Origin of the sequence: Janthinobacterium paucivorans (genome assembly GCF_051380805.1) — a bacterium.
Taxonomy (GTDB): Bacteria; Pseudomonadota; Gammaproteobacteria; order Burkholderiales; family Burkholderiaceae_D; genus Janthinobacterium; species Janthinobacterium lividum_D.
Map to the genome: position 1 here is coordinate 130,355 of NZ_JBNYXR010000006.1, position 14,346 is coordinate 144,700.

Below are 14,346 nucleotides of genomic sequence, written 5' to 3' on the forward strand. Positions count from 1 at the left end.
AGCCTAAGCGCTGGCCTTTTTTATTGCATAGCCACCTTCGGGTGGTTTTTTTATGAGCGAACGATAAATGACCGTTGACATTGCAACCCTTGCTATCCGTATTGATTCACTGGAGGCGCGCAATGCTGCGCGCGACCTGAACAACCTCCGTGATGCTGGCAGTCGCGCCGAGCAATCGACATCAGGCCTTGAGGCTGCCACGCGAAAGCTGCAGGGCGCATTGGCCTTCCTTGGTATCGGCACTGGAGTGGGCGCCATTATCAAAATGGCAGACGAGTACGCCAAGTTCACGGCGCAGTTGCGCCTGGCAACCGCGTCGCAGTCAGATTTTGCCAAGGCATACGCCTCCGTAAAAGCCATTGCAAAAGAATCCCAGCAAGACCTTGCTAGCACCGGAGTGCTGTACGCCCGCATCGCCAATGGCACGCGGGAGCTTGGCACCACCCAAAAGCAAGTGGCGGATATCACCAAAACTATCAATCTGGCGCTGCGCGTCAGCGGCGCTACCGCGCAGGAATCCGCGTCCGCCCAGTTGCAGCTCTCCCAGGCCTTTGCCTCTGGCGCCCTGCGCGGCGAAGAGTTCAATGCCGTCAACGAGGCCGCGCCGCGCTTAATGAAAGCCTTGGCCGATGGCATGGGGGTGCCTATCGGCGCGCTCAAGAAAATGGCAAGCGAAGGCGAGATCGCGTCTAAGGTAATGGCTGAAGTACTACCTAAAGCCCTGGGTGGGCTGGAAGAGGAGAATAAGAAAATACAGACGATCTCGGGGTCTTTCACTGGCCTGAAAAATGAGGCACTGGAATTCTTCGGTATGCAGGCGCAGGCGAACGGCACGGTATCCATTATCACCACATCCATCGGCTATTTGGCCGAGCACCTTGATGCACTGGTGACGGTTATCAGAACCGCCATGGCGTACCAGATCGGCACATGGCTAGCGGCTTGGACGGCGAGGATCTATGAGCAGATCACGGCAACAATGGCCTTGCGCGCAGCCACAGTGGCGCAGATGCAGGCCGATGTTGCAGCAGCTGAGGCCCAGGTGGCGCTGCTGGCCACTACGCAGGCGGCGATAGTTGAAGCGCGAGCAGAAGCTATCGCACGCCTCGGGCAGGCGAATTCAAATATCCGTGCGGCGCAGGCCGCGATAGTCGCCGCCGAAGCGGCCGGCGCACAAAGCTATGCTTTGATGATGCTGCGCACCGCCACCGCCGAGCTGGCCGTGGCCGAAGCTGCTCGCGTGGCGATGCTGGCTGAACTGGCTATTCTGGGCCAGCAGCAGGCCCGCGTCAGCGCGCAGATCACCGCAGCGGATGCCGCGCAGGCTGCGGCAAAAGGGAGCCTTGCCGCGTCCACTGGGGTGCTGGCATGGGCCATGCGCGGACTCAATGCGGCCACCGCGTTGCTTGGCGGCTCCATCGGGGCAGCGATTTTGCTGATCGGCGCCTTGACGCTCGCATGGCAGCTATTCGGCAAGAAAGCCAAAGAGTCAAACGAGCAGGCCGCCGAGTCGTTTGATGAAGCCCATGCCCGCATCGTCAAGCAGCTGGACGAGCAGATCGAAAAGCAAAAGAACCTGTTGCAATTGAAAAACGCAGGGATGACCACCCAGCAGGCCGAGAAGCAATTGCCTATCGTCAAGCAGCTCGCGGCAGCATCTAAACAAATGCAGGAGCTGAATGCTCGCGCCGGGGATTTTGCAAGCATCAGCAACGACGACGCCATCCTCAAGCGCATCGAGCTGGGCAAGAAAATCACCGAATTGGTAGAGAAGCAAGGGCAGGCTAACGAAGGCGCCGCCGCTGTCGAGAAGCTAACAGTGGGCGAGCGCGTCAAGGCGCTCAAGCTGGAAATGGCCACGCGCGAGGAAAAGCGGGCTGCAGAGCTGAAAGCCATCGAGGACTTGAAGGGCAAGACGACTGAATACGATGATCTCGTCGCGCGAATAAATGATAAGTACGCGGACAATAAAGCCGAAGGCGCAATCAAGAAGGAGCAACAAGCCTATGTGTCGCTGATCGCGAGCATTCACGAGAAAATCGAAACTGGCAAACTCGAGAATGCGACTGACCTTGACGCGACCGAAGGCCAGAAGCTGCGCATAAAATTTGAGCAGGTTCTGACCGACGGTAAGCTCAAATTGTCCGCTGCCCACCAGACCGCAGCGCGCGGCGCGCTGGACGAACTCGACGCGGTGGAGAGGCTTGCCAAGGCTCGTCTCACCGAAAAAGAAGTAAAAAAGTACATCGAGGAAAGCGCGCTTGCGCGCCGGGATTCCGTCATCTCACTGGAGGCCGAATACAGGATGGCAGGCAAGTCCAGCGATGCCCGTGAATTGGCCATGATCGAGGTAAAAGAGCAGGCGAACCTGGAGAAATTCTTGCTCGCGCAAAAATTGGCGAAAAGGCCCGTAGATGCCGAAGAGTTGGTCAGACTCAAGGAAGAGGCTGCAATGCGTGTAAGTGTCGAGCAGGCCACCCTGGCCCAGACCAAGGCCTTGAGCTATGCGGCGCAACTGTCCGCCGAGAATAAACGCTTCGCCGCTGAGTCTTTGTTTGATGAAAAGGACCGTGCGAGAGCACTCCTAAAGATCGACGCCGCCATGTGGCAAGAGCGAATTGCCCTGGCAGGCACCGGAACGGATGCACAAAAACGCTTGCAGGAAGAATACTCGACCTGGTACAGCAATCAGTTGGCCAAGCCTGAACTCGAAGCCAATAAGAAAATGTGGGATTCGATCGACACGACGGCGCACGACACCTTCGTATCGATCTTCGATTCCGGAAAGTCAGCCTTCGACCGCCTGCGGGACACGCTGAAAAACGGCCTACTCGACCTGCTGTACCAGATGACGATCAAGAAGTGGATCTTGAACATCGGTGCATCGGTGTCGGGTGGCGGCGCTGCTGGCTTGGCATCGGCCAGTGGCCTTGGTATGACTGGCGGCACGGCCGGTGGTGGAATTGGCGGCATCGCCAGCCTGGCCCAAGGCGCGAAGACTGCCTACACCATTGCCACACAGGGATTCTCCGGCGTGGCGGCAGGAATTGGCGGGAGCATTGCCACACTCGGCAATCTCTTCGGCTCGTCTGCGGTATCGGCGTTTGGTACAGGCATGGGTCTTACCGGTGCGCAGGCTGCTACCGCGTCAGCTGCTTACGGTTCGGCAGGCATGGCCGGTACGGGCTCGGCACTGACAGCTGGTGCTGCCGCCGCGCCTATCGTTGCCGCTGCAGCGGGTATCGCGGCTGGTCTGATGGGCGGCAAGCTCATTTCCGGTCAATATGGCAGTAATGCCACGGTAAACGTCGGCACGGGTATCGGCACTGTAGCGGGCGCAATCTTCGGCGGCCCGTTCGGTGCGGCTATCGGCGGCGCTATCGGGGGCGTTATCGGCGGCATTGCAAACCGTGCTTTCGGCATGGGCGATAAAAAAGTCTCCGAGACCGGCATTACCGGCACGCTATCCGGTACGAGCTTCAGCGGTAATGAATATGCGAAATGGACGCAAAACGGCGGGTGGTTCCGCAGCGATAAGGCAGGCACAGAGCAGAATGCAGTGACAGCCACTACGTCCAAGGCATTCGTCGATACCTATGCGGCGATCCGCCAAGTGTCCGCCACCTTGGCCAACACGCTTGGCATCGATACAGCTAGCCTGGCCACCCGCGTCCAGGCGCTCAATATCAACCTGACCGGCCTCACCACGGAAGCTGACAGGTTGGGCGCCGTTACCAAGTTCTTCGAAGGCGTTGGTAATGCCATTGCAGTCGAGCTGCTGCCGAATGTCGGCCAGTTCAAGCAAGGCAACGAGGAACTGAGCACGACCTTGCAGCGCGTGGCCGGGAATTACGCCGGCGTCGACGCGGCGCTGCAAATGATCGGGCGCACGTCGCAAGACGCCTTTGGCGCCGTAGGCGTGGCCACCATTGGCGCGCGCGAAAATTTGATCAAGCTGGCGGGTAGCCTGGACTCGCTCAGCAGTGGGACTAGCTTCTTCGCGCAAAACTTCCTGACGGAAGCCGAGCAGATGGCGCCCGTGCTGTCGACCGTGGCCGACACGCTGGGCCAGTTGGGCATGGCTGGCAATACGAGCATGGAGGATTACAAGAAGAAGGTGCTGAGCCTGAACCTTGCCAGTACGGCGGATCAGGAGCTGTATATCAAGCTGCTTGCCTTGGCGCCGGCATTCAAGGCCGCCAGTGACTATAGCAATCAACTGGCTGCTGCGACTGGCAACTATGCGGCCGTAGTCAAATCGGCCAGCGAAATCGCCAGCGAGCGCATGGATCTGCAAAAGCAGCTGAATGAGTTGACCAAAAGCGAAACGGATCTGCTGGCAATTCAGCGCGACGGCATCGCCGCCGTCAACCGCGCGCTGTTCGATCAGGTGCAAGCGGCCAAGGCCGTAGTCTCGGCCAAGGACGCGCTGGGCAAGGCCTATGAAAAAGAGGCGGCAGCGGCCCAGACGGCGCTGGACAAGTCGAAATCGTGGGTGACTACGCTCAACGGCCTGAACCCGAGCCTGGCCCTGGGCAGCCAGTCCATCCTGACGCCTCAGCAAAAATATGACGAAGCGCGGGTCCAGCTCGAGAAGACTTTGGCCGCGGCAAACGCGGGCGACACGACAGCGAGATCAAAGCTGGATAGTGTCGAGCAAGCCTTTTTGGCTGCCTCACAGGTGGTCAACGCCTCGGACGCGCGCTACGCGGCAGATTACGCCCGCGTTCTGGCGGCCAATGACGAGGCGTTGAAATGGGCCTCGGCCCAGGTCGACGTGCAGCAGGCCAGCCTGGATGCCCTCAAGGCCCAAGTGTCGGGCCTGATCACCATCAACGACAGCGTGCTGACGGTGGCGCAAGGCATCGCCAACTTGCAGGCGGCGATGGGTAAGGCGACAGGCCTGGGCGTTCAATTCTCCAATGCGCCAGCTATTGCTGCGCCGGTCGCGTTTTCTGGTGAGCCTGCGCCCGTAGTGTTCGACGCCATGCGCTATTCGGCTGGCTCGAATGTTGGTTCCGATGCATTGGTAGCTGAAATCCGCGCCTTGAACGTCAGGCTGGATGCTCAAACAGCCGAGATCAAAGGCTTGCGCGCCGATCAGGACAAGCAGACTGGCGCCACCATCCAGGCCACCGTCGAATCGAACGACAAAGCGGCGAAAACGGTTGTGGCTGGTGTCGATAAATCAGCCAAGGGCTCAGCCTGGGCCAATACAGTGAAAGGTGAATACGCATGACCGATGAGCAATTTCTTCAATGGCTGCAAAGCCCGTCGGCCACCCGCATGGTGCTGGTCGAGGCTCAGGTGAACGTGGCAGGCAGCGAGGTGACGCGTTTTATCGCCTCGCGGCCGTACGTCACCGGCCCGGCCGAGGTGCCGGCCAACACCGAGTATCTGCCACTGGCCACCGGTGGCCTTGCCTTCACGGAACAGGTCAGCTTGACGGGTGAAGCTGGCCTGTCGGGCGGCGACATCGAGCTGGACAACGGCGATGGCGCGCTTGATGGCTGGTTGCTCGATGTGTGGCGCAACCGTGCCATCAAGGCATGGGCTGGCGACCCAAGCTGGCCGCGCGCCGACTTCCGCCTGGTATTTGACGGCATCATTGATGACGTCGGCAGTTCCAGCCGCGAGACGATCAACCTGGTGTTGCGCGACAAGATGCAGCGCTTGAATACGCCCATCACCGAGGCCAAGCTGGGCGGCACGTCGCCGAACAAGGACGCAATCTTGCCGATTCCGTTCGGCGAATGCCACAACGTGACGCCGTTGCTGATCAACCCGAATACCCTGGAATATGGATTTTTGGGGCCGGTCGAGTGGTTTATCAATGACGAGGCGCGCACCAGTGGCAAGCCAGCGCCGACCGTGACCGATGCCAGTAGGGGGCGCTTCACGTTGCCGATCAACCCGCTGGCCAACGCTGTCACCGTCAGCGTGCAGGGCGACAACGTTGGCGGCTACGCTCCGCGCATCGCGCCGCTGGTGCAGCGCATCGCCACCGGCTACGGCAAGGCAGCTGACCGCTTCACTCTGGATGACCTGGACCTGGACAACCTGGCCGCCTTCGACGCTGCTCACCCGCAAAAGGTGGGCTTGTACGTTGCCGACCGGACAAATCAGGCCCAGGCCATCCAGCAGCTGGCCGCCAGCGTTGGCGCCCAGGCGATCATGTCGCGCACTGGCAAGCTGCGCTTGGTGCAGATCGCGTTGCCAGCTGCTGGCGTGCCGGTGCTGATTGGGCCAGACCAGATGACAGGGAAAAAGGAAGGCTTACTGCGCCCGGTACAGCGCTTGCCGGTGGCAGCCGCCGTCAAGATCGCCTTTGACCGCAACTACACGGTGCAGGCCGGCCTTGTCACCTCGCTGCCGCCGGCGCATGCCGAACTGTATGCCGCCGAATGGCTGACCGAAACAGTAGTCGACGAGGCGGTGCGTGCGCGCTACCGCCTGACCGATGACCCGGTGCAGATCGAGACGTGCATCAAATCGCGCGCCGATGCGCAGGCCGAGGCGGCGCGGCGCCTGGCGATGAACAAGGTGCCGCGCACCATTTACGAACTGGACGGGGAGCCTGAATTGATGATGCTTGAACTGGGGCAGCCTGTGCTGCTGCGCGATGCGCGCTTCGGCCTGCAGGATGGTTTGCCGGGTGTGGTGGTGCTGCTGTCGCGCTATTGGCTGACCGGCCGCGTCACCGTGGGGGTGCTGGTATGAGGCCCATTGCGGGAGAGCGCGACAACATCATCATGAATACCGTGCCGCGCTTCGCGCCGGCGACCGACCGCGTGCTGCTGCTGGCGGCCACGGCGCAGCACTTCAAGGTGGCGGCGACGACGATTGCCACGCCGGCGCGTATCGACTTCACGGCCGGCTTTGTCAATATGGAGGGCCAAGTGGCGTTTGCAGCCAGTAATACCAGCGTGCTTACACGCGTCGGCAACGTGGTCAGCCTGACCTCTGGCGGCATGGTCGGCGACAGCGTGACGATCACGGCCAGCATTGTGGTCGATGGCCTGACCTACACCGCCAGCCAGACGATCAGCAAGATTTACGATGGTGTGACTGGCAATTCCTCGCGCGTCTGCTACAGCAAGACGAGCTTGTCCTCGCTGGCCAGCGCGCCGGCGACGCTCAGCACGGAGGGCGCCACATCGTACCCGCCGCTCAACACTTGGGGCGCAGGCACCGTGTGGGAGGGCTCACCGCAAGAATTTACTGCAGGCGAATCACTGTACCGGTCTGATGGAATTTTCAACCCGGCCAGCGGCACGACCCTGTGGAGCGCGCCGTACCTGAACGCGTTGAAAGTGGGAAGGCTGAGCGCGATCAGCGCAGATATCGGCGAGATTACGGCCGGCACCTTGAGGGCGGTCACGATTTATGGCGGCCCTGGGTATCTGACCAAGGACTATGCCTGGCCCACCAACGGCCTCGGCGGCTTCCACCTGAGCCCTGCCGGTCTGTTGATAGGCAATCCTGCACAGGGGAAGTATGTGCAGATCGATGCTGCGGGCAATTTTTACGCCCCCGGATTTTCTATTGTCGACGGGAGCGCCACATTCAGCGGCACCCTGAGCGCTGCCAGCGGCACGATAGGCCTGTTGCAGACGTCTGCTTCTGGCCGACGGATCACCCTTTCTTCTGGCAGTAATCTACTTAAAGCCTACTCTGCTAGTGGCGACGAGGTTGTAACTTTAGGCGAGCGTACTGGTGGCGGGGCAATGCAAATTGACGCATCAGGGGGGCAGGGCTTGGAAGCTATACGCGCCATCGGGGGGTGCTTCTTCAATGCTGGCATAGGCACCGTAACAATATATTCTACCTCTATTATTGGCCTAGAAATTCCAAAAAATACTCGTGCTTACAATATAGTTCCAGGAAATAGCAGCGCTAATCTCGGCGACAGTAATGGCATTTCCACCGCGTGGAAAAATATATACAGTCAGACGGCCGTTACTATTATTTCAGATGAAAGGGACAAAGAAGAAATCCAAGACTCCGATCTTGGTCTTGATTTTATTCTTTCTCTTCGACCTGTTCGCTATCGAATGAAAATCGCAAACACTTTATTCTCAAAAGGGGCGGAGATACCAGGGCCATATCGCCCTTTCGCTGATCCTGTGATGCACGAGGAAATAAGCACCCCGGTGCAAGGTGTGCGAAATCACTACGGGTTCATTGCCCAGGAGGTGAGGAAGTCTCTAGGAAACAGTGACTCGGCCATTTGGGTTCAACACGACCCATCCGACCCAGAATCTCAGCAAGCCCTGCGCTATGAAGAGCTACTGGCACCAATCGTAAGCGCAGTACAGCAGTTGAACACTACGGTCCAAAGTTTAAGGACGGAAGTTGCGGATCTAAAGCAGAAGTTGAAAGCCAGCCAATGATTATTTCATCTAAACTAATACCAGCAAGATTCGACGCCATCACTGTCTGGCCGTTCATTCTGATTCGCCCCGAGGCGCGCGGCGACGACGCACTACTCTTGCACGAGATGGTGCATTACCGCGAGCAGCGTAATTGTGGGGTATTGCCGTGGCTTCTACTTTACGCGGTATCGGCACGTTTCCGGATGGCAGCCGAGGTGCGGGGCTACCGCGCGCAGCTGGCTGCCGGCGGCATTTCTCTGGAGCGTGCCGCCGCATTGCTCATGTGCTACGGCATCGATATCACCCATGCTCAGGCGACTGCTCTGCTCAAGCCGTCGGAGGATTGAGGCGATGACCAATCTACGCATCATTTACGACAACGCCGCCGACCGGGCCGTGCTGACAGCATCCAGCCAGGCCGGCGCACTTGGCCCTGCCAACCTGCAGCGCGAACGCAAGTCAGCCGTGCTGCGCTCTGTCGGCGTGGCGCTGACCATTACCGCCACGCTGCCGCTGGGCGAGATCATCGGCGGCGTGGTCCTGCCGTTCTGCAACCTGACTGCGAATGCCAAAATCCGCGTGCGCGGCTATACCGCGCCCGGGGATGCCGTGCCGGTGATCGATACCGGCTTGGTGCTGGCATGCGCCTATGCGCCGCTTGGCACGCGGGACTGGGGCACTACGGCGCTGGCGGTCAATGCCTTTTCATTTGGTGGTGGCAGCTATGCGCGCGCCTGGTTCTCGCGCCAGACCGCACGCTATTTTGTGATCGACCTCACTGATTCTGCCAACCCCGCCGGTTACATCGAGTGCTCGCGCCTGGTGATGGGGAATTACTGGGAGCCTGATAACAACGCCAGCTACGGCGCCAGCGTGACGCCCGTCGACACGTCGACCCAGTACCGCAAGGCTTCCGGCGAGCAGGGCGTCGAGGCCGGCTGCAGCTACCGCAAGCTGTCGTTGCCGCTCGATCACATGACGCCGACAGATCGCGCCGCAGTCTGGCACTTGGTGCGCGGCAGCGGCAAGCGCCTGCCGATTCTGGTCAGCCTGTTTCCCGATGATACCGATCCTGAGCTGGAGCAAACCCACCAGTTATATGGCCGCCTCAGCGAACTGGCCGCCATTTCGGCGCCGTACTTTCAAACCTATGCAACATCGCTTGATATCGAGGAACTGTAATGGCAGATATTTTTACTCCCGGAATGGAGAACTGGCTCGATGAGCTTAATAACCTGGCCGAGGGGCAGCTGTTGCCAATTCAGCCCGACTGGAACGCCGCGCCGAATAGCCTGAAGGCAATTGCCAACAAGCCCACTTTGGCGGCCGTGGCCACATCGGGCAGCAAGGCTGACGTGGGCCTTTCCAAAGTGAACAATACCAGTGATGCGGAAAAGCCGATCAGCACCGCAACCGCCGCCGCCATTGCGGAGATAGCTACCGGATTCAAAAATCGTATTATCAACGGAGATATGCGCGTAAATCAACGGGGGCTCCCCGCTTCGATTATCGCCACAAACGGATACACTGTAGACCGCTGGGGCTATGATGCCTCTAGCCCAGGCCGCTTTGCAGTAGGTGCCAACTTGTATACGTGGGACACCGCGCCGGGGTTCCCGCACTACTTAGCTTTTGGGGCGCAGGGGGCGTACTCAGCGCCAAACGATCATGCCTATGTTGTTCAGCAGCCCATTGAAGGGGACAACTTGATGGACTTGTTGTACGGCACCCCCGCTGCAAAAGACTGCGCCCTGACGGCTTGGGTGAGGTCTAGTGTGGCGGGGACTCATTCAGGGGCGGTGTACAACCATGCAGCTACTGCATCATTCCCCTTTACTTTTCAGATTCCGGTAGTACATACGTGGACTCTTATTAAGATCAGCATTCCGGGCAACAAGGGGAGTGCCATCACCGCAGGCGCGTTAGCGGGCCTGTATGTGCGATTTAATCTAGGATCAGGCAGCAATTTTCTGGGGCCAGCGGGTACATGGGTGGCAGGAAACATGGCGGGCGTCACTGGTAGTCTGTCGGTTCTAGGCTCCAATGCTTCGTTTGGTTTTACTGGAGTGCAGTTTGAAGTAGGCACAGCCACATCGTTTTCTTACCGCTCCATATCGGAAGAACTCGCTATGTGCCAGCGGTATTTTGAAACGGGTAATGCGCCTTGCATGTATATTGCTGGTGTCTCTTCATTTGCGGCGTATGACCGCGTAAATTACAAGGTGACGAAACGAGCAAGCCCCCTTGTCAAATGTATCAGCTGGCAGTACTTTTCTGCAGGAGTCAATACCGGATTCACACCAGTCGTTAGCTCAAGTAATGTCGGGAACTTTGATTATCGGGGTCTTGGTCTTATCAGTTGGAATGGTTGGTGCGGCGAAGGTAGGTGGGAAGCCAGCGCCGAACTTTAACAGGAGCACATAATGTATAAACGCTACAATTTTCTGCGGCAAGGTAGCTTCACGATCTTGCGCGTAGCAGACAACGCATGGATACCGCCCGACATCCAAAACCGAGATTACATGAAATATCTGGAATGGGTGCAAGCCGGGAACACCGCCGAAATCGTGGAGATCTAAAAATGCCTGCCGAGTAGTCTGTGGCGGATTTTGCGCCGTACTCATGCAGTTCCGCAATGACTTGAAGGGCAAGGTCTGCTCGCCAGACCGCGATCAAGGCCCGGCTTGCCGCCCTGGAAAGCACAGCTCCGTAACATCACGCAGTTCAATTGCAGCAATCTAACCGCCTTCGGGCGGTTTTTTCATTTCCACCACCTGAAAGGCACTACATGGCCATCGAAACGACCGCCGCTGGCGGCGCACTGATTAAAATTTTTGGCATCCCGGTCTTAGCCGGCGCTGCCGCAACCTCACTGGGATTCATGTTCATGTGGCCTAAATCTGCCAAGGAAGCCTTCGTGCGCTTCTTCGTCACCATTCTGTTTTCCGCCCTGATGGGCCCAGCCCTGGTCGTGGTCGTGCGCAACTGGATGCCGGGCCTGTTCGACAGCGCGCGCGCCGTGGCCGTGCTGTACGGCAGTGATCCGGCCTTTGGCTTCCTGTTCATCGCTGCGCCGCTGATGGTCGCCGCTGGCTTGCCTGCCTGGTGGATACTGGGCGCCACAGTGCGCTGGTTCGACAAGCGCCGCGACAAGGATATCGGCGAGCTGGCGCGCGATGCTGCCGCCGACTTCAAGGACGTGCGGGGTGGCCTGTGAACCTGACCAAGAATTTCACCCTGCAGGAACTGACCGACTCCGACTGGGCTGCGCGCCATGACGTCGACAACACGCCGCCAGCCGCCGTGCTGGCCGAGCTGCAGCGCACGGCCGAGCTGCTGCAGCGCATCCGCAACTACTTGACGGCGTGCACGGGCATCGACACGCCGCTGACCAATATCAGCGGTTACCGCTCGATTCCGGTGAATCGCGGCATTGGCAGCAGCGATGGTAGCGATCATGTGCGCGGCATGGCTGCCGACTTCAAGGCGCTGCGCATGACGCCCTACCAGGTATGCCAGGCACTACTGCCCAAGTTGGATGAGTTCGGCATCGGCCAGATCATCAACGAACTGACCTGGGTGCACGTCAGCACGAAGATGGTGGCCAAGCCGATCAACCGCATCATCACCATTGACCGCCACGGCACGCGCGCTGGCATCTTGCAGGTGCGGCCGTGAGCGCGCTGGGCAGCAAGTTGTGGCGCAGCCAGTTGGGCGGACTGATGTTTCATTGCCCCGGTTGCGGCTATGATCACGTCGTCCGCGAAGCCGGGCAGGGCTGGTCCGGCCCCACTTGGTCATTCAATGGCAACGGCGATAAACCAACTTTTTCGCCCTCTATACTGATGACTACAGGTCGTGCGGTCGATTCTTCATTTGTGAAAGAAGAGGGCGATCCGCCGGAGGTGTGCCATTCATTCGTCACCGATGGTCAGATCCAGTTTCTCGGCGATTGCGACCATGAGCTGGCCAGCCAGACCGTCGAAATGCCAGATTGGCGGGCATCTTGAGCGCCATCAGCACGCTGGCGGCTAGCGCCGTCGGCGGAATCTGGAAGGCTGCCGCCATCGTGCTGGCTGCCGTGCTACTGCTGGTGGCCAGTTCTGCCGGTACCGGCTGGTGGTTGGCCGCTGGCGACCGTGACGCCGCGCGCGCCGCGCTGGTGCAGGAGCAGGGCGTCAGCGCTGCACTGCGCACTTCGATTGCCGAGCAGAACCGCGCCATCGATGGCATGGCCAGGACCACTCTGGCAGCGCAGGAGCGCGGCGCGGCGGCACAGGCGGCCGTGGTCACCAAGGGCAAGAGGTACGACGCGGCGCTGGCGCAGGTCGCTGGTGTGCGCGCCAATACCTGTGACGAGGCTATGCCGGCCGTCAGGCTGCTGCTGGAGGGCGTGCGATGAACATTCAGTTGTCAAGGATTGCTTTACAACTCGCCCTAGCCGCGTTGCTGGCCGGCTGCGCCAGCGCGCCGCCCGTAGTACAGCGGGTCGAAGTTCCCGTCTTTACGCCATGTGTAAAGGTGGCGCCGCAGCGCCCGGCCTACGAGTTCGACCAGCTGGCGCCGACGGCAACGGATGGTGAGGTTGTCCTGGCGCTGGCGCGGGACTGGCCGCGAGGGCGGAAATATGAGGGCGAACTGGAGGCGGTTGTGGCAGGGTGCAGATAGTTTCCTACACTGCTGCCCCGTGTATGGCCGTCACGCTGGCCACGACAGGGACCGAGTTGCAGTAGTTCGACCATACCTGCATCAGCAAAATACGTTTCTCCAACAGGTCGCCGCGGCGATACGCTGCCTCGACCTTATCCGGCAAGCTGTGCGCCAGCGCATGCTCGCACACCTCGCGCGGGAACGAGTTCGCAACCGATTCCGAGCACCAGTCGCGGAACGTCGACCGGAAGCCGTGCACGGTGATATCGTTCCGATCCATCCTGCGCAGCACTGCCGTCAGGCTCATATCAGATAGCGGCGTGGCCCTTTTACTCCCAGGGAAAACATGCTTTTCCACGCGTGGCATTTGCTTGAGCAACGCCACCGCCTCGGCCGACAGCGGAATGCGGTGCTCTCGACCGGCCTTCATCCGGACGGCCGGGATTGTCCACAGGGCGCAGTCCAAGTCGATTTCCTCCCATACCGCGCCTCGGACCTCGCCCGACCTGGCCGCAGTCAGGATCGCGAATTCCACGGCGCGCGCCGACATGCCGTCGCGCTGGCGAAGCTCTTTCATGAATCCACCCACATCCTGCCACGGCAGGGCAGGGTGGTGCTTCACCCTCCCAAGCTTGCCGGGATCTGCCAGCAGGTTATCCAGGTGGCCGCGCCATCTTGCCGGATTTTCGCCCACGCGGTACTTGCTGACGGTCGCCCAGTCCAGAATGCTCTCGATACGGCCGCGTAACCTGGTGGCCGTCTCCGTCTTTTCCTGCCAAATGGGGCTCAGCACCTTGACCACCAGCCCGGTATCAACGGCGGCCACTGGCAGCGCACCAATGATTGGTCCGGCATATGTGGCAAGTGTGTTTTCCCATTGGCTTGCGTGTTTGATATTTTTCCAGCCGCTTCGGTGTGCTGCAATGTACGCGGCGGCGCACTGGTCAAACGTGATCATCTTTGCGCGCTCAAGCGCATCGGCAAGCTTTTCCGCGTTGCGCGCCTCCAGGGGGTCTTTGCCAGTTAGCAGCAGCGCTCGGCACTCGCGCGCCTTGACGCGCGCATCGCCTAAGCCTATCGTATGGGCTGCACCCAGTCCCATTTCACGCTGCTTGCCGGAGAAGGTGAAGCGGAAAATCCAGCTCTTTGTGCCGGACTTAGATATTTGCAGGTACAGCCCGGCGCCGTCGCCGAGATACCCAGGTGTTTTTGCCTTACTTACCGCCAATGCGCTGAGCTTTTCGACCGTGCGCGCCATATCCTACCCCCATTCCTACCCACATTAGATAGGCGCATTCTAGCGCATTGAGGCGCACATGTA

At 59.8% G+C, this 14,346-nt stretch carries 12 protein-coding genes; 11 read left to right on the forward strand and 1 reads right to left on the reverse strand.

Annotated features, from left to right (window positions below; translation table 11 throughout):
• Positions 1–67: 67 nt before the first annotated feature.
• From ACQ4V8_RS09665 to ACQ4V8_RS09715, 11 genes are all read left to right on the forward strand, one after another.
• Entirely contained in the window at positions 68–5,239 is a 5,172-nt protein-coding gene (locus ACQ4V8_RS09665; protein WP_436571359.1) for a tape measure protein, read from the forward strand.
• The gene (locus ACQ4V8_RS09670) at positions 5,236–6,720 is read left to right on the forward strand and encodes a hypothetical protein (RefSeq protein ID WP_436571360.1); all 1,485 of its coding nucleotides are present in this window, start codon (positions 5,236–5,238) and stop codon (positions 6,718–6,720) included. Before ACQ4V8_RS09665 ends, ACQ4V8_RS09670 begins: the two co-directional genes overlap by 4 nt.
• A gap of 32 nt (positions 6,721–6,752) precedes the next feature.
• Entirely contained in the window at positions 6,753–8,393 is a 1,641-nt protein-coding gene (locus ACQ4V8_RS09675) for a tail fiber domain-containing protein (RefSeq protein WP_436571361.1), read from the forward strand.
• On the forward strand, positions 8,390–8,722 hold the full coding sequence (locus ACQ4V8_RS09680) for a hypothetical protein (protein ID WP_436571362.1): 333 nt from the start codon (positions 8,390–8,392) through the stop codon (positions 8,720–8,722). The genes ACQ4V8_RS09675 and ACQ4V8_RS09680 overlap by 4 nt, the downstream gene beginning before the upstream one ends.
• A gap of 4 nt (positions 8,723–8,726) precedes the next feature.
• A complete protein-coding gene (locus tag ACQ4V8_RS09685; protein WP_436571363.1) occupies positions 8,727–9,557 on the forward strand; it encodes a hypothetical protein in 831 nt (276 codons plus the stop codon).
• On the forward strand, positions 9,557–10,786 hold the full coding sequence (locus ACQ4V8_RS09690; RefSeq protein ID WP_436571364.1) for a hypothetical protein: 1,230 nt from the start codon (positions 9,557–9,559) through the stop codon (positions 10,784–10,786). The genes ACQ4V8_RS09685 and ACQ4V8_RS09690 overlap by 1 nt, the downstream gene beginning before the upstream one ends.
• 12 nt (positions 10,787–10,798) lie before the next feature.
• Positions 10,799–10,954 (forward strand): hypothetical protein, encoded by a 156-nt coding sequence (locus tag ACQ4V8_RS09695; RefSeq protein ID WP_436571365.1) that lies wholly within the window; start codon positions 10,799–10,801, stop codon positions 10,952–10,954.
• A gap of 308 nt (positions 10,955–11,262) precedes the next feature.
• Complete coding sequence (locus ACQ4V8_RS09700; protein WP_334686053.1) at positions 11,263–11,592, forward strand: hypothetical protein; 330 nt, start codon at positions 11,263–11,265, stop codon at positions 11,590–11,592.
• Positions 11,589–12,053, forward strand: a complete 465-nt coding sequence (locus ACQ4V8_RS09705) for a D-Ala-D-Ala carboxypeptidase family metallohydrolase (protein WP_436571366.1) — start codon at positions 11,589–11,591, stop codon at positions 12,051–12,053. Before ACQ4V8_RS09700 ends, ACQ4V8_RS09705 begins: the two co-directional genes overlap by 4 nt.
• A complete protein-coding gene (locus tag ACQ4V8_RS09710) occupies positions 12,050–12,385 on the forward strand; it encodes a ubiquitination-like system serine protease family protein (protein ID WP_436571367.1) in 336 nt (111 codons plus the stop codon). The genes ACQ4V8_RS09705 and ACQ4V8_RS09710 overlap by 4 nt, the downstream gene beginning before the upstream one ends.
• Positions 12,382–12,777: a hypothetical protein gene (locus ACQ4V8_RS09715; RefSeq protein WP_436571368.1), complete on the forward strand. Its 396-nt coding sequence runs from the start codon at positions 12,382–12,384 to the stop codon at positions 12,775–12,777. Before ACQ4V8_RS09710 ends, ACQ4V8_RS09715 begins: the two co-directional genes overlap by 4 nt.
• A 270-nt stretch (positions 12,778–13,047) precedes the next feature.
• Here ACQ4V8_RS09715 and ACQ4V8_RS09720 read toward each other — a convergent pair whose 3' ends face one another.
• A complete protein-coding gene (locus ACQ4V8_RS09720) occupies positions 13,048–14,283 on the reverse strand; it encodes a tyrosine-type recombinase/integrase (RefSeq protein WP_436571369.1) in 1,236 nt (411 codons plus the stop codon).
• Between the last annotated feature and the right edge of the window lie 63 nt (positions 14,284–14,346).